This window comes from Neobacillus ginsengisoli, from assembly GCF_030813055.1.
The window spans coordinates 140,917-164,399 of sequence record NZ_JAUSTW010000003.1 but is presented as its reverse complement, the minus strand read 5'-3'; the positions used below and the strand labels follow the sequence as shown (position 1 = coordinate 164,399).

Here is a 23,483-nt window from a genome sequence, read left to right as displayed (position 1 = left end):
CGTCTACCTTACTCGATCAGTTTCCGGCTCTTTTACAAATGACTCATTTGCCTTAAACAGAAGCCCAAGATTAAGAAGGCCTGCAATTCCAACTAAACCGTAGATAATTCTTGCGAGTGCAGCATTTTGACCGCCAAAAATCGCAGCAACAAGATCAAATTGAAAAAAACCGATTAATCCCCAGTTAATAGCGCCAATGATGGTAAGTACTAAAGCAATCCGTTGAATAGTACTCAAATGATTTCCTCCTTAGATTAAGTGAATTATTTAATAGGTTGAGTCATCTGCCTGCTAAATATTCATCAGTGTAATTTGCTTTTTTAGAGGGAAATATAAAGCTAGTTTTTTGCAAATTAACTGATTTTAAATAATAATGTAAGTTGAAAAGGATGGTGTTTGCTATGCAAAATTTTACTTTCTGGAATCCTGTAAAATTAATTTTTGGAAAAGGCCAGCTCGAGCAATTAAAGACTGAAGTTCCTAACTATGGAAAAAAAGTTTTACTCGTTTATGGCGGAGGAAGCATTAAACGAAGCGGTCTCTATGAAAAAGTAACGTCATTATTAGCTGAAATAGGTGCTGAAGTTCTTGAACTTTCAGGCGTGGAGCCAAATCCAAGAATTACAACAGCCCGAAAAGGCATTGAGATATGTAAAAAAGAAGGCATTGACTTCCTGCTGGCAGTTGGCGGCGGCAGTGTTATCGATTGTACAAAACTTATTGCAGCCGGTGCAAAATATGATGGTGATGCATGGGATTTTGTGGTTAAGAAAGCTATTGCAACTGAAGCTCTTCCATTTGGGACTGTTTTAACACTTGCGGCAACCGGTTCGGAAATGAACGCCGGATCTGTTATTACCAATTGGGAAACAAATGAAAAATATGGCTGGGGAAGTCCTGTTACCTATCCGAAATTCTCTATTTTAGATCCGGTTAACACGTTTACCGTACCGAAGGATCAAACGATTTATGGAATGGTCGATATGATGACGCATGTACTCGAGCATTATTTTCATTTAGAAGAAAATACTCAGTACCAGGACCGCATGTGTGAATCATTGCTGCTTACGGTGATGGAAACAGCACCAAAGTTGTTAGCGAACCTTGAAAACTATGAACACCGTTCAACCATTTTATATGGCGGAACGATGGCATTAAATGGGACCTTAAATATGGGCTATCAAGGTGATTGGGCTACTCATAATCTGGAACATGCTGTTTCAGCAGTCTATGATATCCCGCACGGCGGCGGCCTTGCCATTTTATTCCCAAATTGGATGAAGCATAACCTAAATGTAAAACCGGAACGCTTTCAGCAGCTGGCTATAAGAGTGTTCGGGGTTGACCCTGAAGGAAAAACTGCTGTAGAAGCAGGTCTTGAAGGAATACAAAAATTACGTGAATTCTGGAATAGCATAGGTGCACCTTCTCGTTTAGCAGATTATGATATTGATGATAGCAAAGTTGACTTAATGGCTGATAGAGCGATGGCAAATGGTGAGTTTGGTAATTTTGCAAAGCTGAATCGGGAAGATGTTTTAGAAATTTATCGTGCGTCATTATAAATAGTGAGCTCGGGCAGTATGTCCGAGTTTTTTTATCCACGGTAAGTATAATAGAAAACGGTCTCTTATGAAGCTCATAAGCGACCGAACTTGACATGAACAAGGGCGACTTCCGCTTTTCTAAACAATTCGACAAAAAAGTAAAAAATTTATCGAAAATGCATACGCTTACAATCGGATACCTTCCTTGAAAAACAGTCCAGCATTCGTTAAAGTGGTTATTGAAAATAAATTTATGGAGGATCAGGCATGACACACGTTCGTTTTGATTACTCAAAAGCACTAACCTTCTTTGGAGAACACGAGCTTACATATTTACGGGATGCAGTGAAAGTTGCTCACCATTCCCTGCACGAAAAAACAGGAGCGGGTAATGACTTTTTAGGCTGGATTGAACTACCAACCAACTATGATAAAGAAGAATTTTTCCGTATTCAAAAATCTGCTGAAAAAATCAAATCCGATTCAGATGTTTTACTTGTAATCGGGATTGGCGGTTCCTATTTAGGAGCGAGGGCAGCGGTTGAAATGCTTCACCACAGCTTTTACAATGCACTTCCAAAGGAAAAACGCACAACACCGCAAATCATTTTTGTTGGAAACAATATCAGTTCTTCTTATATGCGGGACGTGATGGACCTTCTTGAAGGAAAAGACTTTTCTATTAACGTCATTTCCAAATCAGGTACGACAACAGAACCGGCAATCGCCTTCCGTATTTTCCGTAAACTTCTTGAGGAAAAGTATGGACAACAGGAAGCACGCAAAAGAATTTATGCGACTACTGATAAATCACGGGGCGCACTAAAAACATTATCGAATGAAGAAGGCTACGAGACCTTTGTGATTCCTGATGATGTTGGCGGCCGTTATTCTGTGCTAACGGCAGTAGGCTTACTTCCTATAGCAGCAAGCGGTGCAAACATTGAAAAAATGATGGAAGGCGCAGCAAAAGCGCAAGAAGACTTTAGTCATTCCGAACTTGAAGATAATCCAGCCTACCAATATGCTGCAGTAAGAAATGCTTTATATAATAAAGGTAAAACGATTGAAATGCTGATTAATTATGAGCCGGGGCTTCAATATTTTTCAGAATGGTGGAAGCAATTATTCGGTGAAAGTGAAGGCAAAGACCAAAAAGGAATTTATCCATCCTCTGCTAACTTCTCTACAGACCTTCATTCGCTTGGACAATATGTTCAAGAAGGACGTCGCGATTTGTTTGAAACGGTCATAAAGGTGGATAAGCCTCGCCACGAATTAAAAATTGAAGCTTTCGATAATGATCTGGATGGTCTAAATTATCTCGCTGGAAAAACGGTGGATTTTGTAAATAATAAAGCCTTCCAAGGAACCATGCTTGCCCATACAGATGGCGGCGTGCCAAACTTAATTGTTACAATCCCTGAGATGGACGAGTATACTTTTGGTTATCTTGTTTACTTCTTCGAAAAAGCATGTGCGATGAGTGGATACTTACTTGGGGTTAATCCATTTGATCAGCCAGGTGTAGAAGCTTATAAAGTGAATATGTTTGCTTTACTGGGTAAGCCGGGATTTGAAGAGAAGAAGGCAGAACTTGAAAAACGTTTAAAATAATTTGCAAGAGTACTGATGTTTTGGTCAGTACTCTTTTTATTTTGATTGGTAATACTACTCTAAAAAGAGTAAATGAGGTAAATCCAATGAAAATAAAGCTGGTCCGTATAACAATTTTACTTCTATTATCTATATCCACTGCGGATCCAATACAGGCTGCTGACCTTAAGCCGAAACTTCGGATGGTAGTTATAAGTGATGCCCATGTGAATTATAAAAATTACCAAAGTGTGAACAATAAATTAGAAAGGGCGTTGGTTGATTTAAAAACAGTTTCTCCAAATTATGAAGTTATTGCTTTTGTTGGTGATATGACGGAACATGGCTTAGAAGAAGAGTATGATTTGTTTAATGCAATTTTCAAAGTAAACAAAAGTAAGAGGGCTCAAGATTTTTTTGTTATCGGTAATCACGAGTGGTTTGAAAATACTGTATTTCCTAATTCAAAGGTTTCCGATGAGGAGTTAAAACAAAGATTCCTTCGTAAAATGGGTGTTTCCAATCTCTATTACGATAAGTGGATCAATGGTTACCACTTCATTTCTTTAGCCGGGGAGAAATCTATGAAAACCATGATGGAAATTTCGAGTAATCCTGATGATGGTGATTCTGCTTTTATCAGTGAAGCTCAATATAAATGGTTGCAACAAAGATTGCCGATAAAGGCAGAATTAAATAAACCTATATTTGTATTTTTGCATCAGCCGATTAGGAATACGGTTTACGGAAGTCATTGGGGAGCAGGTTTAGAGGATCAGAAACTGTTAAGTATTTTGAAACATTATCCACAAATCATTCTTTTTAGCGGGCATTCTCATTATGTTCTTAATCACCCAAAAAGTATTGTTCAGAATGAAATTATCATGGTTAACACCGGTTCAGTGGCTTACACATTTGAAGCGGAAAAGTCGAATTATCTGCATTCACAAGGATTAATTGTTACGATTTACGGCAATAAAATTGAATTACAAGCAAGGGAGTTTAGTAATAGTAGCTTACTAAAAACAACGACACTTCTCTTTCCTTGGAATTAAACCATTTTTTTATAAATGAAACCGTTTTGTTAGGAGAAACTAAATGGTAATGATTAAAAAGGGGGTTTCACCATGATTGAATTGTCATCAAAGGTGGAAGGGAAACAGTTTGATTTGTATAAACTGGAACAAAAATTAAAGCCAATCGGTTACGCGATTGGCGGAAACTGGGATTATGATCACGGAGCATTTGACTATAAGATCAATGATGAAGAAGGGTATCAGTTCTTACGATTGCCATTTACATCGATAGACGGGCAGCTGGATGCACGATCTTGTACGGTAAAGTTAGGAAGGCCGTTTTTATTGTCCCACAAATATGAGGCCGGGCTTGATGATCAAGGCAGTACCGGCACCTTTTCCGGTACGCTAAATCAATTCCAGGAACCTGTCGACAAGGATGCAAGCTTTCCGGATCGCTATATTGACATTGGTAAAACACTGGTGCAAGAACTGGAAACCATTCTTTTATCCGATTAAGGTTATCTGAAAATTAACAGCAAATCGTCCTTTTCGATTTCAAAAGAGCGGGAAGGGTTTAGAAATGTTTCTTCCCCTCTTTTAATACCGAGTAACAAAATACCTTTTGTTAAAAATTGATGGCAGACATCAATAAAGGGTTTCCCGATATCATCTTCATGGGTTATCCGGGCTGACAATCTACTTTCCTGCAGATGATGGACAAAATCTGATAATAGACCATCACCATTGGAATGCAGGCTATTTACCATAAACACGCTTGTTAATTTATTCGATTGAATGACTTCATCCGCACCTGCCCTTAAGGCATTGATCACTTGTTCGGCCGTTAAAATTTCAACAATACATTTAACTTGTGAACATAAGCCCTTAATGGTGAGTAAGGTAAGAATACTGTTCATATCAGCTTGAAGCTCATCATTTCCCCGGTCTGCGGTAATTAGGACCTTCTCCGCTCTTTCAATATCACTTTTTAAAATTGTTTCATCTACATGGGCCTTTCCTTGAATAAAGTGGACAAACCTCGAATGGACGGGGGTTGATTCAAGGGTTTCGTCAATTAATACGATCATTTGCGGATATCTGGAATTTATCAGCTTGGTGATTAACTCCCGGGACCGTTCATTCCAACCGATAATAATAATATGGCCTTCCCCTTTAAACGGAATCTTCCCTTCGGAAAACGCATCTTGTTTTGTGACAGCTGCGGCAGCCAAAGTACCAAAATAAGCTGAAACGAATCCGACACCGAGCAAAATGAGGATGACGGCAGTTATTCTACCAAACATTGAATGAGGAACGTAATCTCCGTAACCCACTGTTGATGCTGTTATAATGGCCCACCAAATTCCGTCGAAAACAGTTGGAAATGTTTCCGGCTCCAATAAATGTATCGATATTCCGAAGGTCAGGAATACAAGCAATGCAAACATTAGAATCCGAACCGGGAGAGGCAATCGCAAAAAGCTAATATAAACACGGTTGGGCACGATTATCACCTTATTTCTTGGCTAATAGAAAAGTATAAATTTTGACTTTTAGAATTGTCTAGCTTCAGCGCCCAGCGACTAGTGTACTTCGCTCTTTTCCCTACGATAAGTCAACATCGAATCGCAAAAAACGCGATTCGTGTTTCCTTTATCTCAGTCGAAGTGCTCCAGTCCATACGTCGCTAAAACGGGCGCTTGCGCTTTTCCTATTATTGACGAAAAAGCCTTGTATAAAACGATTAGCCTGATTTTCTATATCATTATTGTTTACAAAAATAATAATACAAAAGTAAAACACTAAAACTCAAAAATGCCCATCACCTTCACAAACTAAAGAGGCTGGCTCTTATGAGTCAACCTCTTTTTCGACTTTTATAACTGACTCCCTTAAGTACTTTTCAAGCTGTGTTTTTAAGTCCGGACGTTTTAAGGCAAAATCAATGGAAGCTTGTAAAAAACCGATTTTGTCTCCTACATCATACCGCTTTCCTTGAATGAGATAGGAAAAAATCGGTTCCCTTGCGAGCAAGAGGTCGATGGCTTCTGTCAATTGCAGCTCGCCCTTTGCATCAGGTTTAATCCGTTCTAACATTTCAAATATCACAGGGCTCAAAATATATCTGCCCACAATTGCTTGGGTAGAAGGAGCTGTCTCAACAGAAGGCTTTTCTATTAGACTTTGAACTTTAAACATGTCTTGATAATGATAGGAATAATCCACGATTCCATATTTGATTACTTCTGTCCGCGGTACCTCTTTGCAGCCAAGGATACTTGATTGGACTTCTTGAAATTTATTAATCATTTGCCGTAAGGCCGGTGTTTCACTGTCAATAATATCATCTCCGAGTAAGACGGCAAATGGCTCATTTCCAATAAATTTCTTGGCACAAAGTATGGCATGGCCAAGACCTAATGGTTCCTTTTGGCGGACGTAATGGATATCTGCCAAATTCGAGATATTTTGCACAACTTTTAACATTTTATATTTTCCTGTTGTTTTTAACTGCATTTCTAATTCAAGTGATTTATCGAAGTGGTCTTCGATGGCCCGTTTATTTTTACCGGTCACGATGATGATATCCTCAATTCCTGAAAGTACAGCTTCTTCAATAATGTATTGAATCATTGGTTTATCTACAATTGGCAGCATTTCCTTTGGTTGCGCCTTGGTTGCCGGCAAAAATCGTGTGCCCAATCCGGCGGCAGGAATGACGGCTTTTTTTATCATTAATTCAACCCCTTGTTTTTTTTCCCTGATTTAATCCTATGCAGACAAAAAAAATTTAGTAGGCCTTGATTTTCTTTCCATTATTTGTGAATAAAAACGAATAAATTCCGGTCATTATGTGAAATTTAAATGAATAGCAACAGTTATTGATATCGGAGGTTTTATCAAGTAATGGAACCAATTCTTACCATTGTGGTGCCTTGTTATAACGAGGAAGCAGTATTACCGGAAACGATTTTTCAACTTCAGCAATTAATGGTGGATCTAGTGAATGAACATCTGATTTCGCATCACAGTCGAATATTATTTGTTGATGATGGAAGTAAGGATCAAACATGGGAAATTATCTATAAAGAGGGACTGAGGAACGAGTATGTCAGAGGTTTAAAATTGTCCAGGAATGTTGGTCATCAAAATGCTTTATTAGCAGGATTATTTACCGCCAGGGATTCCTCTGATTGTGTGATCTCAATAGATGCTGATCTTCAAGATGATATTGAAGTCATTCGGGAGTTTATCTATAAATTTAATGCCGGTTTCGAGATTGTTTACGGAGTCCGTAAATGCCGGGATAAAGATACTTTTTTTAAACGAAGTACTGCTCAGGGATTTTATAAAATGATGAAAAAAATGGGTGTCGATCTTGTTTATAATCATGCCGATTTTCGTTTAATGAGCAGGCGGGCACTTCAAGAATTGGAACGATTTAATGAAGTAAATCTTTTTTTAAGAGGAATTGTCCCGCTTCTTGGTTTTCGTTCAGATGTTGTCTATTATGATCGGAAAGAACGGCAGGCGGGAGAAACGAAATATCCGTTAAAAAAGATGCTTGCCTTTGCCTTTGACGGTATCACTTCCTTTTCGGTGTCTCCGATTCGGTTTGTACTGATTATTGGATTTATTTCCTTTTTTATGAGTCTCTTATTCGGGTTATATTTTTTAACGCTTAAATTTTTAGGTGATACCCAAACAGGCTGGACATCCCTTATTACCTCCATCTGGCTAATCGGCGGACTTCAGCTTATTGCGATTGGATTAATAGGAGAGTATGTTGGAAAAATCTATAAAGAGGCAAAACAACGGCCCAAGTATATTGTCGATATTGATTCTTTTAATTTGCCTTTACCAAGACATCATTTGCTTAATAAAAAAGTTGAGGATGAGTTTTATAAACTGGACCACCGTCATAGATCAGAAACCAATTAATGCAATTTTGAGTTTTCCCTAATAAGGAAAGCTCTTTTTTATGGATTTTTGGTAGTACAAACCTCTTTTCTTGAATAAAAATGGGAAGACAGGCTTTTTTGCATAAATGGGGGGAGATTGGGATGAATGTTTTTCTTAGCTATATTTTGTTAGGGCTGTCGCTGGCAGCCCCAATCGGTCCAATCAATGCTGCTCAAATTGACCGGGGAATTAGGAACGGTTTTATGCATGCATGGCTTATTGGGGTTGGAGCGGTTGTTGCGGATGCAGTTTATATGCTTGTAGTTTACATAGGTGTGGTCCAGTTCCTCGAAATGTCATTTATGAAAACATTTCTTTGGCTTTTCGGGTGTTTTGTTTTAATTTATACAGGTGTTGAGACTCTTTTAAATGCAAGCAAGTTGAACTTTGAATATAAAAGAAGTAAAGAGCGGCTTGTGAAATCATTTTTCTCAGGGTTTTTCATGTCCATTTCCAACCCGCTAACAATTTTATTTTGGCTGGGGATTTATGGTTCCGTACTTGCCAAGACAGCAGCCTCCTATGAAAGCAGCCAATTGATTCTTTATAGCAGTGCCATTTTTATGGGTCTTTTAATTTGGGATATTATGATGGCCGGTATTTCAAGTAATTTTCGTAAGTATTTAACTACCCGCTTGCTTATTGGGATCTCACTTCTGTCCGGTGCATCTTTAATAGGTTTTGGCATTTACTTTGGATTTCAGGCTATGACTATTTTAATAACGTAGAACTGCCGGCTCCGTTACCACATATCAAACACTGGAAAAGTGCAGCGTTTTAGATTGAAAGATATATAAAAAGGCGGCTCAATTGGTTATTACAAATGACAATTGAGCCAGCCTTTTATTTTTTGCTAAGTTAAAATATCTCTTCCAATCCGGCTTTTAAGCGGTCGGCCAGGGCTTAAGGACTTTTTTCTTATTCCATTTAAAATGCATGATAAACGTAATCACACTAATGACGCCAACAAACAATAGGCTGATAAAGAATCCAGGCCTGCTTGTTTCATGGAAAACGGTTCCGCTTACGGCGATTAAAATAAAGAGGGCTCCAAGCGAATATTTAATCTTGTCCTTTACGGCTAATTCTAAAATCTTTCTTGATGAAGCAAGGATAAAAATCCAGTTATACAGGAGCATGAGCCCTGCTGCTGTTGTGATATATTCATAAATCCGATTAGGCATCACTAAAGCTGTCACAATGGAGGCTGCAATTCCGATTATCGTGAGAATTAAAGCAGGAAGGGGGACCTTTAGTTTGCCTTTTTTAGAAAAAAGTGCAGGAGCGTCTCCTTCTTCTGCTAAAGTAACCAGAATGCTTGTAACGGCAAAAAGCGATGCGGACATTGTTGAAAAACCGGCAATAATTAAGGCTGCATTAAATAGATGCGGTACAAAGGATAAATGATAATGAGCCAATGCCACGACGAAAGGACTTTCCTTTGAGTTAAAGGAACTCCAAGCTACCATGATGACTGCAAGTCCAATTGAGAGGATATATATGGCGGTTAATGTAAACAGCATCACTTTGCCGGATTTCGGAGCTTCTTTTGGATCCTTCAATCGGGCTGCCATTAAACCTAATATCTCGATTCCTCCGAATGCATAAAAAGCGAAGATAACAGAAGACCACAGACCTTTAACACCACTAGGAAAAAATGCTTTTAAACTTTTTGGATATTGAATAGGGCGGTCACCGTCTATGACTCCGAAAAGTGCCAATCCTGCGATAATGATAAACATTAAAATCGCAGAAATTTTGAGGATCGCCAAAATATTTTCCACTTTGTTCAATACCTTTACGCCAATCAATAGGACAACCAGTCCCAGAACCGCATAGACGGTTGCGAATATCCATAACGGAACCTTTGGAAACCAAAAGCGCGAAAAAATGGAGAGTGCTGTCATTTGGCTTCCCATAATAAGCATTTCGGAACACCAATAAACCCAGCCGCTGCTAAATCCTGCCCACCTTCCGTATGCCTTTTTAGCATAGCTGCGAAAACCGCCTTTTTGCGGATCCTGTACCGTCATTTTAGAAAGGGCATCAAAAACTAAATAAGTACCAATTGCTGCGATTACAAAGGCAATTAAAATGGAAGGACCGGTCATTTTAATCGCAAGACTTGATCCAAGGAAAAAACCTGTGCCAATGGTACACGCTACTCCGAATAAAGAAAGCTGCCACCATTTCATATCGTTTTTTTCTTGCAAAGCACCCAATCACGCCCCTCCTTCAAGTAAAGAAGGTTGGGGAAACATCCCCAACCATTCAGTATTTACAATTACTGAAAAAAAAGCTTATAAATTGAAGCCAGTTGCTCCAACCGATTTATCGGTATTATCCTGGTTATTATATTCTGCATCATTAAGGCCGGGTTTTTGATTTTTCCCATTTCCTAAATATTCACCCTGATGTGTCGCTTGAGTTTTTCTAAATTTATCCCAGTTTTCATTTACCACAGGTTCCCCTCATTTCTTTTAAATGCATTAACAATTATTAAGATTGCACGAGTAACTGAATCTTATTCCAACAGATGCGAAAGAAACTTTTAGGATTTTGATGGAATTAAAAATTTAGTACATAATCAATCGCGAATTCATTGAAAATAAAAAGAAAAGATTTTGTTCACTGAGGAAAAATTAGATATGCTTCGCAGAATGCGCACTTGCTTTTCTTAAAGGATAAGAAAGTATAAATTTTTGACTTTGAGATTTGTCCAGCTTCAGCGCCCAGCGGCTAGTGTACTTCGCTCACCTCCTTACGATAAGTCAACATCGAATCGCAAAAAACGCGATTCGTGTTTCCTTTATATCATACGGTGTGCTCCAGTCCATACGCCGCTAAGCTAAACGGGGCGCTTGCGCTTTTCTAATTTGAAAGGGGTTTGTAATATGCTATCGACACAGCAGTTAGCTGAGTTACGGTTACAATTATTAAAAGAAAAGTCTGAGGTTGAAGAACATTTTAAGCAAAATGACCATTTTGGCTTAGAACGAGGTCATTCTCATGAGTCAATGGGGGAATTATCCAGCTACGATAACCATCCTGCAGATGATGCAACCGAGTTATATGAACGCGAAAAAGACATTGCGTTAAATGAACATTATGAATTGCTGCTTAGTAATATAGATAGAGCATTGGAGGCAATGGAAAACGGAACGTATGGAAAATGTGAGGTGTGCGGTAAAGATATTCCGGTTGAGCGATTAGAAGCCTTACCTAATACTACCTTCTGTAAAGAGCATAGCCCTGATCAGGTTGTTTCTCATGATCGACCGGTAGAGGAAGGTGTATTGATGCCGCCGTGGGGTAAATTTGATATGGATGAAAAAGATGAGGATGTTGCCTTTGATGCTGAGGATTCATGGCAAGCAGTTGCAGAATGGGGAACATCCGAAACCCCTTCAGATTTGGCATTTCCGCAGGATGAATACAATGACATCTATATTGAAGCGGATGAGCATGTTGGCTATGTGGAGGATTTTGAGAATTTTGTCGGTAATGATATAGATGGTAAAAATATTAAGGTTTATCCTAATCCTGAGCATGAGCGCTATGAAGATTCACTTGATGACGAAGGGATTATGACAAGCTATGGAGATTTACCCGCATTCGAACATGACCCATATGTGGATGATGATAAAAGATGAGAAAAAGAAAACAGCTTTCGCTAAGGAGAGCTGTTTTCTCTGATTTTATTTTTGTGTCTTGTTGCTATTTTCTGTCCCGACACCGATTTCTCCTTCCATGTAGGTATCGCTAACCTGCTCATGGGTGGTGGCTAGGCCTGAAGAAAGGGAATCGTCTTTTTGATAATCACTTGGGTGGAAGGTGCGGCCTGCAATTTCAGTATTTTCGTTTAGATTCCTTTTATCCATAATAAACACTCCTTTTTTAAAATTGATACATGCGTATTTTCTTCTTTTTATCTAAGGATTACTCCTACAATCTGTTGAAAAAATTATAGGGAGCTGATTTTATTGCGCAAAAAAAGCCAATTTCCATCACGGAGAGATTTAGATGAAGCGTTTCATTTCCTTCAGGACCAAATCACGAGAATATCTGTTGATGAGGAAGAAGAAATGGTAATGAATGAAAAAGATGGGCAGGAAGAGTAAACAATAATTTAATTGTATCTTGGGCCTTTTTCCCACCGAAGTTTCGGAGGATACAAGCGGAAATCTATCAGAGAAGGTTGTATAGGGGCAAGATTTTTTCTCTAGACCCATCCGCCTTTTGTTTGGTATGATTTCAAGAGAAATTTTCGGGGTGGTTTAATATGGAAATGAGAGAAACACTGGCTAGAAAAGTGGCCTGGATCAGTGTGCTGAGCAACATTCTCCTTACTCTAGGAAAAATTATCATTGGATTGTATGGAAATAGTGATGCCGTATTTGCAGATGGAATCCATTCCGCGGCAGATGTGTTTGCATCGATTATTGTGGTATTAGTGATAAAAATTTCAAATAAACCCGCTGATAAAGAACACCCATATGGTCATGGAAAGGCAGAAGTGATCGTCTCGGAAATTATCGGGATTTTGCTTTTTCTTGTTGCCGTTTATGTTGTTATCGAAGGAATTAGCGGTTTCTTTCATGAAGTTGAAACGCCGAGTTTTTTAGCAATGTGGGTGGCTATTTTTTCTTACATCATTAAGATTATTTTATACCGGACATCTTTAAGGGCAGCTAAACAACAAAGCAGTAAGGCAATTGAAGCGATTGCTTATGACCATAAAGCTGATATTGTTGCCTCCATTGCTGCTGCACTAGGGGTTCTTATTTCTATTTTAGGTGAGCGCTTTAATCTTCACTTCTTAGTTTACGGTGATAAGGCAGCCAGTATTTTTGTCGCATTTTTAATTTTCAAAATTTCAAAAGAAATGATAATGGAAGCATTTGATATTTTACTGGAACGGAATATCAACACAGAAATACTTCAGGATTACATGGATATTGTTTCAGAATTTCAAGAGGTTAAGAGGATTGATCGGCTTAGGGCAAGAGAGCACGGGCATTATGTTTTAGTCGATATTCGAATCTCCATTGACCATTATAAAACAATAAAAGAGGGGCATGACCTATCTAAAGCGATTAAAAGAAAATTAATGGAGAAAAATGATAACATCGAAGAAGTGTTAATTCATTTAAATCCATATTTTTCGAATGATCCTAAAAGCTAAAAAAACTACTTGGTACTTTCGTGCGTTTCGGTTTATGATAGGATAGGATATAAAAGTACGAAGGAGTTGATATTTTTGAGTTATTCCGTAGACCCGGACCCAAGTAGGCGCGGGGAAGTCAATATTATCTTTGAATTGATTGCATTGGATTCTTCAAGAATATCAGCTCTGGAAAAGGTAGGATGGCTTCCTCAAACATTAAAGTGAGGAGGTTTTATATGTTAGAAATTTTTAAAAGCACTGATGAAAAAGTATTAGAAAAAATCGATAAGATTTCTAAAGGCTGCTGGGTTAATATGTATTCACCCACGCAAGAAGAAATAAATCAAGTGGCGAATGATGCCCAGATTGATGTTGATCTTATAAAAGATGCTTTGGACGATGAAGAACGTCCGAGGATTGAAAGAGATAACGGACAGGTTTATATTATTGTCGACTTTCCGTATATTACCCATGATGAATCAGGGTTTCCAATTTACGAAACGATCCCTATTGGAATTGTCTTGGCTGATGATTGTATTATTACTGTTTCATTAAAAGATTCCCCAATCATGGAGGAGTTCAGAAAAAATCGCATAAAAGAATTTTTTACTTTTAAAAAGACGCGGTTTGCGCTGCAAATTCTGTTTGTGATTTCTTCTTATTATCTTCGTTATCTAAAACAAATTAATAAGAAGACAAATGAAATTGAACGTGAAGTACATCAATCGATGAAAAATAAGGAATTATATGCCTTTTTGGCTTTAGAAAAGAGTTTGGTCTATTTTACGACCTCTTTAAAATCAAATAAGGTCGTTTTGGATAAAATTCTCCGTTTTAACTATTTAAAAATGTACGAGGAAGATAAGGATTTATTAGAAGACGTTATTATTGAAAAAACGCAGGCCATTGAAATGGCGGAAACCTACCGCTCCATTTTGAATGGGATGATGAATGCCTTCGCATCGATTATTTCCAACAACTTGAATATAGTCATGAAATTTTTAACATCGATTACAATTATTCTTTCATTTCCAACGATGGTTTCCAGCTTCTATGGAATGAACGTCAATATCCCGTTTCAACACAGCCCTCATTCATTTTTAATTGCGCTATTATTATCAGGATTTTTATCTTGCATAACTGCCTTAATATTTTGGAAAAAGAAGTATTTTTAATATACCGGCCTCCTTTGGGCCGGTTTTTTTTACGAATTATGAACCATCCAGTACCGAAAGATGTCTAAAAATGCTGTCGTAAATATTTTGAATATTTGAACATTTTTTAGTTGATTGCTAGTTTTTAAAAGTGCTAATATTAACAAGGGAATGTAAGCGTTATCAATAAATGTTTACGAGATTTCCAAGGTTGTACATATTGCAAAGGGAGGAATAACATTTGAGTCAATTAGCAGTCAGTTTAAAAGAAAAGGTTGAGAAATTCTTATTGGGGAAAAAGAAGCTGTATATTGATGGTCAATTTGTAGAAAGTCTCTCTCAAAAAACGTTTGATACCTATAACCCAGCTACCGGTGAAGTCCTTGCAGCAGTTTTTGAAGCCGGGCCTGAAGATATTGATCGGGCAGTAAAGGCTGCACGTAAAGCTTTTGATGAAGGTCCTTGGTCAAGAATGGGTACAGCAGAACGCAGCCGATTAATGTACAAGCTAGCGGATTTAATGGAACAAAATAAAGAAGAGCTTGCACAACTAGAAACGTTAGATAACGGAAAGCCGATTCGGGAAACAACAGCTGCAGATATCCCGCTTGCGATTGAGCATATGCGTTACTATGCAGGCTGGGCGACGAAAATCGTAGGCCAGACAATTCCTGTGAACGGACCATACTTTAACTATACCCGCCATGAAGCAGTTGGTGTGGTTGGACAAATCATTCCATGGAATTTCCCGCTGCTAATGGCAATGTGGAAGCTAGGAGCAGCTCTTGCGACCGGATGCACAGTTGTCTTAAAGCCGGCTGAACAAACTCCACTAACAGCTTTATATTTAGCAGAGCTAATTCAAGAGGCAGGATTCCCGGCAGGGGTTGTCAATATTGTTCCCGGTTTTGGCGAAACAGCAGGCCAGCCGCTTGTTGATCATCCGCTTGTTGATAAAATTGCCTTTACCGGTTCCACAGAAGTCGGAAAACTAATCATGGAAAAGGCGGCAAAAACACTTAAACGAGTGACGCTGGAGCTTGGCGGAAAATCACCAAACATTATTTTACCTGATGCAGACTTAACGAAAGCAATTCCAGGTGCGTTAAATGGTGTAATGTTCAACCAAGGACAGGTTTGCTGTGCGGGCTCACGTGTATTTATTCAAAAGAAACAATTTGATAATGTTGTGGCTGATATGGTAAGCCATGCGCAAAAAATTAAGCAGGGCTTTGGAATACACTCGGATACTGAAATCGGGCCGCTCGTTTCAATTGAGCAGCAAAACCGTGTTCTTGGATATATAGAAAAAGGCGTGAATGAAGGGGCAGAACTGTTAGTCGGCGGAGAAAAGCCTTTTGAACAAGGATATTTTGTTTCCCCGACAATTTTTGCCGATGTACGTGATGAAATGACAATTGCCAAGGAAGAGATATTCGGTCCTGTAATTTCGGCATTGCCATACGAAGATCTTGATGAATTAATTGATCGTGCGAATAACAGCCAATATGGCTTGGCGGCAGGCGTTTGGACAAAGGATGTGTCAAAAGCACATTATATTGCGGGACGACTCCGTGCAGGAACTGTTTGGGTGAACTGTTACAACGCATTCGATGCTGCTTCTCCTTTTGGCGGTTTCAAACAATCGGGCATTGGCCGGGAAATGGGATCGTATGCATTGAACAACTACACTGAAGTGAAGAGTGTCTGGGTTGGGTTGAATTAAAACATAAGATAATTCATTCGAGGACTGGAAAACTTTCAGTTCTCGTTTTTTTATTGTTAAATTGGGTATGCTAAACCTATATTTGCTTATTTAAGGAGGATATTATGAAATCATTTATTGTTGGCTTTCATCAAGAAGATAATGTAGATAGCATGCAGATTCAAAAACTAAGTCAAGAGGAATTTAATAAAGCAACGGAAGGCGGTACAAGGCATTTATTTGATCTTGATACAAACGTTGGCTTTTTTGTCTTTTTCGATGCAGAGGATGCGGATGGAGATGTTTCCTATTTGATGCTTCAATATGAAGAAGACAATGAAGACCCGGTCGGCTGCTACTCCTTCCAGATGAAGGATTTTTACGAGTTTATGGCACTTTACTTAAATGACTTGGAATTTAATGAAGAAATCGACGAAGAAGCTGATGAGGAAGAATACGGACCGATTCATCATCTCGCACATCTCTTGTTTCATATAGTTCAAGAGGGGGAGGACCTTGAGGTATAAATCTAAGCTTTTTGTGAAAAATCTATTGTTTTCCTTTTGAATGAATTTAAACTGTTTTATCAGCGAATCTAACCGATTTATCAGAAGGGAAATTCTTAGAGTAAGTCAAGTAAACATAAAAAAGGTATACAGTTTTCGCTGTATGCCTTTTTTGATTATAGAATATTGGGTCAAAAAATACATAATTAAATAGAAGTTAAAATAAAGTATACTAGTCCACAAAAAATGGGAGACCTTAAATGAGAAAAGAAATGAACCTGATATTAGATCTTTTTTTTTACTTCCTTTTTCCACTTGTAATCTGGAAAATGTGCAGACCATATTTCAATGATTATCTTGCAATAATCCTTTCCTATATGCCAGGGATTATCTATAGCTTTTATCGATTGTTCCGTTCTAGGGGGCTTAATTTCACGAGGGTATTTTTGATCATAAATATTGTTGCTGAAATGGCAGTGGTTTTATTATCTCGTTCATCCATACAAGTATTATGGAATTCAGCTTTTTACTCCATAGGACTAGCATTCCTTTACCTTACCAGTTGTTTTATTCATAAGCCTATTTTCTTGTATTTTGCCTTAGATATATTGGTTTTACAGGGATATGACAGGGAAATAACGAAGGGAATGCTGAAAGAAACAAATTCATTAAACATTTTAAAATTAATGACCGTTATAAATAGTATTGACAACCTTCTATATGCACTACTACTGATTCAATCCATTTCAAAAAATGGAATAGAAGCATACAGTTACAGTATCATCATTGATCAAACGCTAAGTTTAGTAATATCGGGGATTTCTGTGATTGGATTTATCCTATTATATAAAAACATAGATGAAATTAAATTGGTCCATCAGATGAAGTCAAATAGTCAACAGAGAAAAAAACGGCTAATAGTATCTTTTAACTGGTACTATAAACATTATGAAATTAATTATTTTTTTCTAAGCAACCAAAGAAGGTAACACAAAAAAGACACTGGATGCAAATCCAGTGTCTTATGTTTAGCTTTTCATAACTTGTTTGGATACTTGAACTCGCGCTTTACCCATAAAAATAATCACAATGGCTGCAAGTACAATGGGAATTAATGCAAGCATGAATGTGTGTGTAATCGAATCCGACATAGCATGAACAATTTTATCTAAAATAAAGCCAGGGATCTTCGAGCGTTCGCTCGCTTGGAATATTTCGCGCGGGTCCCCCATTTTAAACGATGCTGCCCCTTGATTTCCAGCTCCCTGCATTCCTTTAAATGCTATCTTCAATTTATCTGTAAACACATTCGTCTGAATGGAACCGAAAATGGTTACTCCTAATGTCATACCAAAAGAGCGAAGGAATGAATTTGTAGAGTTGGCTGAACCACGGTATTGCGGCTCGAGATTGTGCATGGACGCTGTTGGCAATAAAGAGAAGGAGAAACCGACCCCGAATCCAACAAGAATCATATAAACCGTCACTAAATAACGTGCAGTATCGGGTGTCATGTTTCCAAGGAAAAACATTCCTGCCACGTATGAAATAATCGAAATAATCATCAGGTTTCGATAGGAAGTCTTTGTAAGAAAAATACCACCAACAGAGCTTCCAGCAACAGATCCTAACATCATCGGTGTTAAAATTAAGCCGGCGTTCTTAGCGGAACCGCCGTAAACAGCTTGCACGAAAATCGGTATAAAAACAGTTAGAATAATAAAAGTGCCGCCATATAAAAAGGAAAGAATTTGCGATGTCGCAAATAAGCGCCTTTTAAACAGCCACAGCGGTAAAATCGGTTCTTCCGCCTTGATTTCGGCAATGAAGAAGGCAACGAAAAAGATGAAAAAGCTTGCAAATAACCCGATAATTTGAGGTGAATTCCAATCATATTCTTTTCCGCCAAATTCGAGGGCAAACATTAAGCTTACAACGGAGATGACAAGAGTAATTGCGCCGGCCCAATCAATTTTTTGCTTCGAATGCTGTAAAGATTCTTTATAAAAACGAACAATCAAAATAAGTGAAACAATTCCAATCGGCACATTTACATAAAACACCCAATGCCAGCTAAAATAATCAGTTATATAGGCTCCAAGCAGTGGTCCTAAAACGCTGGCTGCACCAAATACTGCACCGAGTAAACCAGTCATTTTTCCACGGTTTTCAGGTGGGAAAATATCAAAAACAATAGTAAAGGCGATCGGCATGAGAGCGCCACCGCCAATCCCTTGGATAGCGCGGAAGATACTTAACTGAATGATACTTTGCGCTAATCCACAAAGGGCAGAGCCGATTAGAAATACAGCTAATCCGAATATGAAAAAGCGTTTCCGCCCGAACATGTCTGACAGCTTACCGAAAATCGGCATACCCGCCATAACAGCAACCATATAGGCAGAAGTTACCCAAATAAATTTGTCAAAACCGCCAAGGTCTGACACGATTGTTCCCATCGCCGTCGCTACAATCGTATTATCCATAGCAGCCATTAAAATCCCTAATAGCAGACCCGCAACAACGAACTTAAGGTTATTATCTTTTTTTATCATAAAATGTCTCCTTATTCATTCCTGAAATTTAATGTAATAGTTTTAATAAACCTCCTTTATTTTAAAAATTGAATAAGATAAAATAAATATTAGAATACCGTATATCTTGATAATCAAGATATTTCAATTTTAAAAGGAAGGATGAAAACTGTCAATGACTATGTCCAATCATCCTGAACTCATTAGTAAATTAATTAGCGGTTTACGAAGACTAACCACGAGAACGGTTCTTTTTCAACAAAAAGCCGCTCATTCACTTGGGGTTATTCATACTGATTTTAAAACGGCTGACATTTTGAATGAAGTCGGACCGCTGACTGCTGGTGAGTTAGGAAAAATAACCGCTCTTAGCACAGGGTCTGTAACAGCTTTAATCGACAGGCTCGAGCAAGCGGGATATGTGAGGAGAGAAAAAGATCCCAACGACCGCCGTCGGGTCATTATTGTTCCTGTTAAAGAACGTCATGCATTTATCAAAGAGCATTATGTCCCGTTAAACAAATCTTTTTCAGAGTTATGCTCACACTATACTGAAGAAGAATTATCCCTTATTATTGGTTTTATTGAAAAAACGATTGCGATCCATGAAAAGGAAATTCAACGTAATAGTCACTTGGATTAAGGAAAGGGTGTAAAGAGCTTATGTATCAAGTTAAAGTATATAAAGATAAGGAATTTGATGTTTATGAGCTTGTTAATTCAGAAGCTGAATCTTGGTTAAAGGTAGTTCCCGAGCGAGGCGGAATTATTATTGGTTTTGGAGTAGACGGGGAAGAAACGCTTTTCCTAAACAAAGAAACTTTATATAATCCTGATAAAAATATTAGAGGCGGGATCCCGATTCTTTTTCCGATTTCAGGTCAATTAGATAACGGCGAATATGAATGGAACGGAAAAGTTTATCAAATGAAAAATCATGGTGTGGCAAGGAATAATCCATGGGAAGTAATGAACACAAAGGCAAATGAAGAACAAGCATCGATGACCTTATGTTTAAAAAGTAATCAAGAAACAAAAAAAGAATTTCCATTTGATTTTGAATTAATTTTCACCTATACAATAGGGGCAGGCGGTTTAGACATTCAGCAACAATACATAAACCATTCCGATTCTCCAATGCCGATGTATCCCGGATTTCATCCATACTTTAGAACAACACACAAAGACTTATCATACATTACCGATGCAAAAACCTATTTGGATTATAATGATATGGAAATTAAAGTGATTAAAGGAAGCTTAGATTTGACGGAAAAGAAGGAATCTTTCGCGCTTTTGGATGCAGCCAAGAGAGAAATTGAATTTGAATTACCAGAACGCAAGAAAACTTTCGTGCTGACCTATGGTGAGGAATTTAAATATGTTGTCCTGTGGACGGAAAAAGACCAAGATTTCGTTTGTGTTGAACCGTGGATGGCATTAACCAATGAACTGAATCGAAAAGAAGAATTAGTTATAGTCCAGCCGGGGAAAGCCTTGAAAACCACTATGCGAATATCCATACAATAAAAAGAAGGCCAGCATATCGGTGGCCTTCTACATTACCTTTTGGAAAACTCGACCTTCTCGCCTTCTGGTCTTCGAACATAAAATAGACGATATCCGTTAGGAAGTGCTGTGGCTTCGTTCAGCCACCAAGGATTTTCCTCCTAATAAATTACGCTTTTAAAACATCATGGTCAACATAACGCTCGCCGTTTAATTCACTTACCACATTAATAGCTACCTTGGCTCCGTCACCGGCGGTAATGATTGTATGGACACTCACTCCGGCAACTGTACCGGCTGCCCAGATACCTTCTAAATTTGTTTTTCCGGCTGCATCAACATCCAGCACGGTTTTGATTCTTGGTTCAGTTCCAGGCTTTGTTTTTAATCCAATAGTTTCCGCAAGATTTACCAAAGCTCCGGTTGCAACGATTACGTGTTTAGCTTCATAGCTATTATCTTCAGCTTCTACTTTGTAGCCGGCTTCGATTTTCGTAACGTTCGTAACGGTAGCTTGGACAATTTCAGCACCAAATTTGCTTGCCTGCTTTTTACCGATTTCAATAAGTTCCGGCCCGGTAATTTCCAATACGCCATAATGATTTTCAATCCATGCTCGTTTTGTCATGCTTTTATCATTATCGAGAACCAATGTTTTCTTACCGGCTTTTGCCGTAAATAATGCCGCACTTGCGCCTGCAGCCCCGGCACCAATAATTACTACATCAAACATAATACATACCTCCTAATATTTATAGTTATTATAAATAAAGTGTACCTTATATAGGATTAAATTGTAAATGAAAGTGCTTCCTTACCAATTTGATGCAGAAAAGCAAAATAAAAAGAACCATCATTTCCTTCTTGGGATTGATGGTTCTTATGTTTAAATTGATATAAATGATCTCTTTTCGTCTTGGTTGTCCTTGTTCTCATGTCAGTAAAAACAAAGGGACTTCGCTTTGCTTCAGGATTCAGTCTTCCTTCCCGCGTCAGCTTTTCGCGCAGTTTTTTGGCTTTGGACTTGGCCATAATATTCACTCCTAATATAATAGTACAATCCATTATATTACAGTAAGAGCGTATTGGCGAGGTGTTTTATGACTCTTTTACCGTTAAATTCTCCCGGCTAGTTAATTTCTCTGAGACAGCCCGTTTGCGTGTATGCAAAAAGTAATAGAGAACAGCCCCGATCAGAACGTAGAAGGAGGATAAGAAATATAAAGAACTATAATCCATTTTTGCCACAACTAAGCCCACTAAAAACGAACCCAAGGCAATGCCGGTATCATAAATCGATAAAAAGGTTGCCGTTGCTAAGCCTCTTTTTCTCGGTGCAGCATCTTGAATGGCAATCGTTTGAAAGGTTGGAAAAAGAGTTCCCCAGCCTAAACCAATCATTCCGGCTGAAACGAGGAATGTGACCGCTCCACCGCTTTTACCTAAAACAAACATTCCCATGGCAAAAAGAAAGATAGCCGGGTAGGAAATAACGTTTGGACCATACCGATCCAGCCATTTTCCCGTAAACGGTCTAGACATTAACAACACAATGGCATAGACCACAAAGAAAAGACTTGAAACATGTTCAAGATGAATTTCATTTGCATAAACCGATACGAAAGATAACAGGGCAGAATAAACGATCGCCAGGAAGCCGCCAACAATCGCGATCGGAACAGCAGAAGGTTCGATAAGGTTTCGAATGGAAAAAGCTGATTGATTCGAGTGTTCCGTTTTCGTAATCTTGACACTTAAACCCGTAACCAAAGCACCGAAGGCAACTATCACACTTACGATGAACAATATTTGTGCGCCCCATTGTTGAATGGCCATCAAACCGAAAAATGGACCTAATACCATCGCCATATTTGTCGACATTACAAAGTATCCCATTCCTTCTCCGCGGCGTGAAATTGGGATGATATCAGCAACAATGGTCCCGACAGCTGTTGTCGCCATCCCAAAGCCAACCCCATGTAACAAACGAATCGCTAAGAAACCCATGACCGTTTTCGGGAAAAAGTATAGAAGTGAAGCACCTGCGAATATGATTAGAGCCGTTAACAGTACTTTTTTATTCCCGACCTTCTCAAGCCATTGACCGGCGAGCGGCCGTGATATGATCGCTGAAAGTAAAAATACAGTTGTCATTAATCCTGCCTGTGTAGCACTGCTGTGAAAATCCTTTAATGCAAAAATAGGAAGGGTAACGAGCAGGATATAAAAAGTTAAAAACAGAAAAAAGTTACTTAAGGAAATACTAATAAAATTCTTTGTCCATAATTTAGGTTTGTTCATGTTCGGCACTCCTTTATAAAAGATTCTTTAACCATGCGCTTTGTAAGGCGAAAAGTTGTTCTTGGGATTCATCAGGGAAATTTTTTAATAACGACTGGTTATGATCAGTAACAGCCTTTTCCCACTTTGGATACTCATTCAGTGCTTCTTCAGTTAATTGAATGTGCTTCTCCCGTTTGTCTTTTCCGGGCACCTGTTTTACATATCCTTGCTTGACAAGTCTTTGAATGGTTCTTGTCATTGGCGGTGCTTCAACAAATAAATACTCACAAAGTTCTTTTTGCGTTAAGGAACCTTTTGATTTCAAAACAAAAATGACGGCCCACTGAGCGCCGTAAAGTCCAAATGATTTTAATACTTCATTAAGTTTGTTGGTAAGATGCCGTGAAAGCTGATGAAGGGTATGGAACAATTCGTGGCTATGCATGATAAAAGTCACTCCGGATAGTTAATTGATAAAATAGTTACCTAGGTAACTATAT

Annotated in this window: 27 protein-coding genes; 16 read left to right on the top strand and 11 right to left on the bottom strand. The window is 38.4% G+C overall.

The features are described 5' to 3' along the window. Positions 1–3: 3 nt before the first annotated feature. The gene (locus J2S10_RS09880; RefSeq protein ID WP_307407133.1) at positions 4–237 is read right to left on the bottom strand and encodes a DUF378 domain-containing protein; all 234 of its coding nucleotides are present in this window, start codon (positions 235–237) and stop codon (positions 4–6) included. Between the two features lie 164 nt (positions 238–401). On the opposite strand from J2S10_RS09880, the gene J2S10_RS09875 reads away from it, so the two are divergent. From J2S10_RS09875 to J2S10_RS09860, 4 genes are all read left to right on the top strand, one after another. After that, positions 402–1,565, top strand: a complete 1,164-nt coding sequence (locus J2S10_RS09875; protein WP_307407132.1) for an iron-containing alcohol dehydrogenase — start codon at positions 402–404, stop codon at positions 1,563–1,565. Positions 1,566–1,814: 249 nt separating this feature from the next. Next, positions 1,815–3,164, top strand: a complete 1,350-nt coding sequence (locus J2S10_RS09870; RefSeq protein ID WP_307407130.1) for a glucose-6-phosphate isomerase — start codon at positions 1,815–1,817, stop codon at positions 3,162–3,164. Positions 3,165–3,250: 86 nt separating this feature from the next. Further along, positions 3,251–4,198 carry a metallophosphoesterase family protein gene (locus J2S10_RS09865; RefSeq protein WP_307407128.1) on the top strand — a complete coding sequence of 316 codons (948 nt, stop codon included), beginning with the start codon at positions 3,251–3,253 and terminating at the stop codon, positions 4,196–4,198. A 72-nt stretch (positions 4,199–4,270) separates the two neighbouring features. Continuing rightward, a complete protein-coding gene (locus J2S10_RS09860; RefSeq protein ID WP_307407126.1) occupies positions 4,271–4,678 on the top strand; it encodes a YugN-like family protein in 408 nt (135 codons plus the stop codon). 2 nt (positions 4,679–4,680) lie between these two features. On the opposite strand, the gene J2S10_RS09855 is transcribed toward J2S10_RS09860, so the two are convergent. Beyond that, entirely contained in the window at positions 4,681–5,667 is a 987-nt protein-coding gene (locus tag J2S10_RS09855; RefSeq protein WP_307407123.1) for a potassium channel family protein, read from the bottom strand. Between the two features lie 346 nt (positions 5,668–6,013). Next, on the bottom strand, positions 6,014–6,898 hold the full coding sequence (galU, locus tag J2S10_RS09850; protein ID WP_307407121.1) for a UTP--glucose-1-phosphate uridylyltransferase GalU: 885 nt from the start codon (positions 6,896–6,898) through the stop codon (positions 6,014–6,016). 171 nt (positions 6,899–7,069) lie between these two features. On the opposite strand from galU, the gene J2S10_RS09845 reads away from it, so the two are divergent. Together J2S10_RS09845 and J2S10_RS09840 are read left to right on the top strand one after the other, a co-directional pair. Continuing rightward, positions 7,070–8,104: a glycosyltransferase family 2 protein gene (locus J2S10_RS09845; RefSeq protein ID WP_307407119.1), complete on the top strand. Its 1,035-nt coding sequence runs from the start codon at positions 7,070–7,072 to the stop codon at positions 8,102–8,104. 122 nt (positions 8,105–8,226) lie between these two features. Further along, the gene (locus J2S10_RS09840) at positions 8,227–8,853 is read left to right on the top strand and encodes a LysE family transporter (RefSeq protein WP_307407117.1); all 627 of its coding nucleotides are present in this window, start codon (positions 8,227–8,229) and stop codon (positions 8,851–8,853) included. Between the two features lie 156 nt (positions 8,854–9,009). Here J2S10_RS09840 and J2S10_RS09835 read toward each other — a convergent pair whose 3' ends face one another. Both J2S10_RS09835 and J2S10_RS09830 read right to left on the bottom strand, forming a co-directional pair. Next, the gene (locus tag J2S10_RS09835; protein WP_307408103.1) at positions 9,010–10,320 is read right to left on the bottom strand and encodes an amino acid permease; all 1,311 of its coding nucleotides are present in this window, start codon (positions 10,318–10,320) and stop codon (positions 9,010–9,012) included. Positions 10,321–10,425: 105 nt separating this feature from the next. Then, complete coding sequence (locus J2S10_RS09830) at positions 10,426–10,587, bottom strand: hypothetical protein (RefSeq protein ID WP_307407115.1); 162 nt, start codon at positions 10,585–10,587, stop codon at positions 10,426–10,428. A gap of 432 nt (positions 10,588–11,019) precedes the next feature. Here J2S10_RS09830 and J2S10_RS09825 point away from each other — a divergent pair, with 432 nt between their 5' ends. Next, positions 11,020–11,778, top strand: a complete 759-nt coding sequence (locus J2S10_RS09825) for a yteA family sporulation protein (protein ID WP_307407113.1) — start codon at positions 11,020–11,022, stop codon at positions 11,776–11,778. Between the two features lie 45 nt (positions 11,779–11,823). Here the strand turns inward: J2S10_RS09825 and J2S10_RS09820 are convergent, their stop codons facing one another. Further along, positions 11,824–12,006 (bottom strand): YozQ family protein, encoded by a 183-nt coding sequence (locus J2S10_RS09820; RefSeq protein ID WP_307407110.1) that lies wholly within the window; start codon positions 12,004–12,006, stop codon positions 11,824–11,826. Between the two features lie 102 nt (positions 12,007–12,108). Between J2S10_RS09820 and J2S10_RS09815 the strand changes: the two genes are divergently transcribed. From J2S10_RS09815 to J2S10_RS09785, 7 genes are all read left to right on the top strand, one after another. Beyond that, on the top strand, positions 12,109–12,246 hold the full coding sequence (locus J2S10_RS09815; RefSeq protein ID WP_307407108.1) for a hypothetical protein: 138 nt from the start codon (positions 12,109–12,111) through the stop codon (positions 12,244–12,246). Positions 12,247–12,407: 161 nt separating this feature from the next. Next, on the top strand, positions 12,408–13,310 hold the full coding sequence (locus J2S10_RS09810) for a cation diffusion facilitator family transporter (RefSeq protein WP_307407105.1): 903 nt from the start codon (positions 12,408–12,410) through the stop codon (positions 13,308–13,310). Between the two features lie 75 nt (positions 13,311–13,385). Further along, entirely contained in the window at positions 13,386–13,517 is a 132-nt protein-coding gene (locus J2S10_RS09805) for a hypothetical protein (RefSeq protein ID WP_307407102.1), read from the top strand. A gap of 11 nt (positions 13,518–13,528) precedes the next feature. Beyond that, positions 13,529–14,467 (top strand): magnesium transporter CorA family protein, encoded by a 939-nt coding sequence (locus tag J2S10_RS09800; protein WP_307407099.1) that lies wholly within the window; start codon positions 13,529–13,531, stop codon positions 14,465–14,467. A gap of 220 nt (positions 14,468–14,687) precedes the next feature. Next, positions 14,688–16,172 carry an aldehyde dehydrogenase family protein gene (locus J2S10_RS09795; RefSeq protein WP_307407097.1) on the top strand — a complete coding sequence of 495 codons (1,485 nt, stop codon included), beginning with the start codon at positions 14,688–14,690 and terminating at the stop codon, positions 16,170–16,172. A gap of 104 nt (positions 16,173–16,276) precedes the next feature. After that, the gene (locus J2S10_RS09790; protein ID WP_307407095.1) at positions 16,277–16,678 is read left to right on the top strand and encodes a cytosolic protein; all 402 of its coding nucleotides are present in this window, start codon (positions 16,277–16,279) and stop codon (positions 16,676–16,678) included. A 239-nt stretch (positions 16,679–16,917) separates the two neighbouring features. After that, complete coding sequence (locus J2S10_RS09785) at positions 16,918–17,646, top strand: VC0807 family protein (RefSeq protein WP_307407092.1); 729 nt, start codon at positions 16,918–16,920, stop codon at positions 17,644–17,646. Between the two features lie 39 nt (positions 17,647–17,685). On the opposite strand, the gene J2S10_RS09780 is transcribed toward J2S10_RS09785, so the two are convergent. Then, positions 17,686–19,212, bottom strand: a complete 1,527-nt coding sequence (locus J2S10_RS09780) for an MDR family MFS transporter (RefSeq protein WP_307407089.1) — start codon at positions 19,210–19,212, stop codon at positions 17,686–17,688. A gap of 154 nt (positions 19,213–19,366) precedes the next feature. Here J2S10_RS09780 and J2S10_RS09775 point away from each other — a divergent pair, with 154 nt between their 5' ends. After that, a complete protein-coding gene (locus J2S10_RS09775; protein WP_307407087.1) occupies positions 19,367–19,834 on the top strand; it encodes a MarR family winged helix-turn-helix transcriptional regulator in 468 nt (155 codons plus the stop codon). A gap of 20 nt (positions 19,835–19,854) precedes the next feature. Continuing rightward, positions 19,855–20,721: an aldose epimerase family protein gene (locus tag J2S10_RS09770; RefSeq protein ID WP_307407085.1), complete on the top strand. Its 867-nt coding sequence runs from the start codon at positions 19,855–19,857 to the stop codon at positions 20,719–20,721. A 148-nt stretch (positions 20,722–20,869) separates the two neighbouring features. Here J2S10_RS09770 and J2S10_RS09765 read toward each other — a convergent pair whose 3' ends face one another. From J2S10_RS09765 to J2S10_RS09750, 4 genes are all read right to left on the bottom strand, one after another. Next, a complete protein-coding gene (locus J2S10_RS09765) occupies positions 20,870–21,433 on the bottom strand; it encodes an FAD-dependent oxidoreductase (RefSeq protein WP_307407082.1) in 564 nt (187 codons plus the stop codon). A gap of 56 nt (positions 21,434–21,489) precedes the next feature. Continuing rightward, positions 21,490–21,732 (bottom strand): hypothetical protein, encoded by a 243-nt coding sequence (locus J2S10_RS09760; protein ID WP_307407080.1) that lies wholly within the window; start codon positions 21,730–21,732, stop codon positions 21,490–21,492. Positions 21,733–21,798: 66 nt separating this feature from the next. Beyond that, entirely contained in the window at positions 21,799–23,001 is a 1,203-nt protein-coding gene (locus J2S10_RS09755; protein ID WP_307407078.1) for an MFS transporter, read from the bottom strand. 13 nt (positions 23,002–23,014) lie between these two features. Then, a complete protein-coding gene (locus J2S10_RS09750; RefSeq protein WP_307407075.1) occupies positions 23,015–23,428 on the bottom strand; it encodes a MarR family winged helix-turn-helix transcriptional regulator in 414 nt (137 codons plus the stop codon). Between the last annotated feature and the right edge of the window lie 55 nt (positions 23,429–23,483).

What these genes read in the sequence shown, in the direction of transcription:
- J2S10_RS09875 (WP_307407132.1), top strand. Translation starts at nt 402, where the DNA reads ATGCAAAATTTTACTTTCTGGAATCCTGTAAAATTAATTTTTGGAAAA.
- J2S10_RS09870 (WP_307407130.1), top strand. Translation starts at nt 1,815, where the DNA reads ATGACACACGTTCGTTTTGATTACTCAAAAGCACTAACCTTCTTTGGA.
- J2S10_RS09865 (WP_307407128.1), top strand. Translation starts at nt 3,251, where the DNA reads ATGAAAATAAAGCTGGTCCGTATAACAATTTTACTTCTATTATCTATA.
- J2S10_RS09860 (WP_307407126.1), top strand. Translation starts at nt 4,271, where the DNA reads ATGATTGAATTGTCATCAAAGGTGGAAGGGAAACAGTTTGATTTGTAT.
- galU (WP_307407121.1), bottom strand. Translation starts at nt 6,898, where the DNA reads ATGATAAAAAAAGCCGTCATTCCTGCCGCCGGATTGGGCACACGATTT.
- J2S10_RS09845 (WP_307407119.1), top strand. Translation starts at nt 7,070, where the DNA reads ATGGAACCAATTCTTACCATTGTGGTGCCTTGTTATAACGAGGAAGCA.
- J2S10_RS09840 (WP_307407117.1), top strand. Translation starts at nt 8,227, where the DNA reads ATGAATGTTTTTCTTAGCTATATTTTGTTAGGGCTGTCGCTGGCAGCC.
- J2S10_RS09835 (WP_307408103.1), bottom strand. Translation starts at nt 10,320, where the DNA reads ATGAAATGGTGGCAGCTTTCTTTATTCGGAGTAGCGTGTACCATTGGC.
- J2S10_RS09825 (WP_307407113.1), top strand. Translation starts at nt 11,020, where the DNA reads ATGCTATCGACACAGCAGTTAGCTGAGTTACGGTTACAATTATTAAAA.
- J2S10_RS09820 (WP_307407110.1), bottom strand. Translation starts at nt 12,006, where the DNA reads ATGGATAAAAGGAATCTAAACGAAAATACTGAAATTGCAGGCCGCACC.
- J2S10_RS09810 (WP_307407105.1), top strand. Translation starts at nt 12,408, where the DNA reads ATGGAAATGAGAGAAACACTGGCTAGAAAAGTGGCCTGGATCAGTGTG.
- J2S10_RS09800 (WP_307407099.1), top strand. Translation starts at nt 13,529, where the DNA reads ATGTTAGAAATTTTTAAAAGCACTGATGAAAAAGTATTAGAAAAAATC.
- J2S10_RS09790 (WP_307407095.1), top strand. Translation starts at nt 16,277, where the DNA reads ATGAAATCATTTATTGTTGGCTTTCATCAAGAAGATAATGTAGATAGC.
- J2S10_RS09785 (WP_307407092.1), top strand. Translation starts at nt 16,918, where the DNA reads ATGAGAAAAGAAATGAACCTGATATTAGATCTTTTTTTTTACTTCCTT.
- J2S10_RS09780 (WP_307407089.1), bottom strand. Translation starts at nt 19,212, where the DNA reads ATGATAAAAAAAGATAATAACCTTAAGTTCGTTGTTGCGGGTCTGCTA.
- J2S10_RS09775 (WP_307407087.1), top strand. Translation starts at nt 19,367, where the DNA reads ATGACTATGTCCAATCATCCTGAACTCATTAGTAAATTAATTAGCGGT.
- J2S10_RS09770 (WP_307407085.1), top strand. Translation starts at nt 19,855, where the DNA reads ATGTATCAAGTTAAAGTATATAAAGATAAGGAATTTGATGTTTATGAG.
- J2S10_RS09765 (WP_307407082.1), bottom strand. Translation starts at nt 21,433, where the DNA reads ATGTTTGATGTAGTAATTATTGGTGCCGGGGCTGCAGGCGCAAGTGCG.
- J2S10_RS09760 (WP_307407080.1), bottom strand. Translation starts at nt 21,732, where the DNA reads ATGGCCAAGTCCAAAGCCAAAAAACTGCGCGAAAAGCTGACGCGGGAA.
- J2S10_RS09755 (WP_307407078.1), bottom strand. Translation starts at nt 23,001, where the DNA reads ATGAACAAACCTAAATTATGGACAAAGAATTTTATTAGTATTTCCTTA.
- J2S10_RS09750 (WP_307407075.1), bottom strand. Translation starts at nt 23,428, where the DNA reads ATGCATAGCCACGAATTGTTCCATACCCTTCATCAGCTTTCACGGCAT.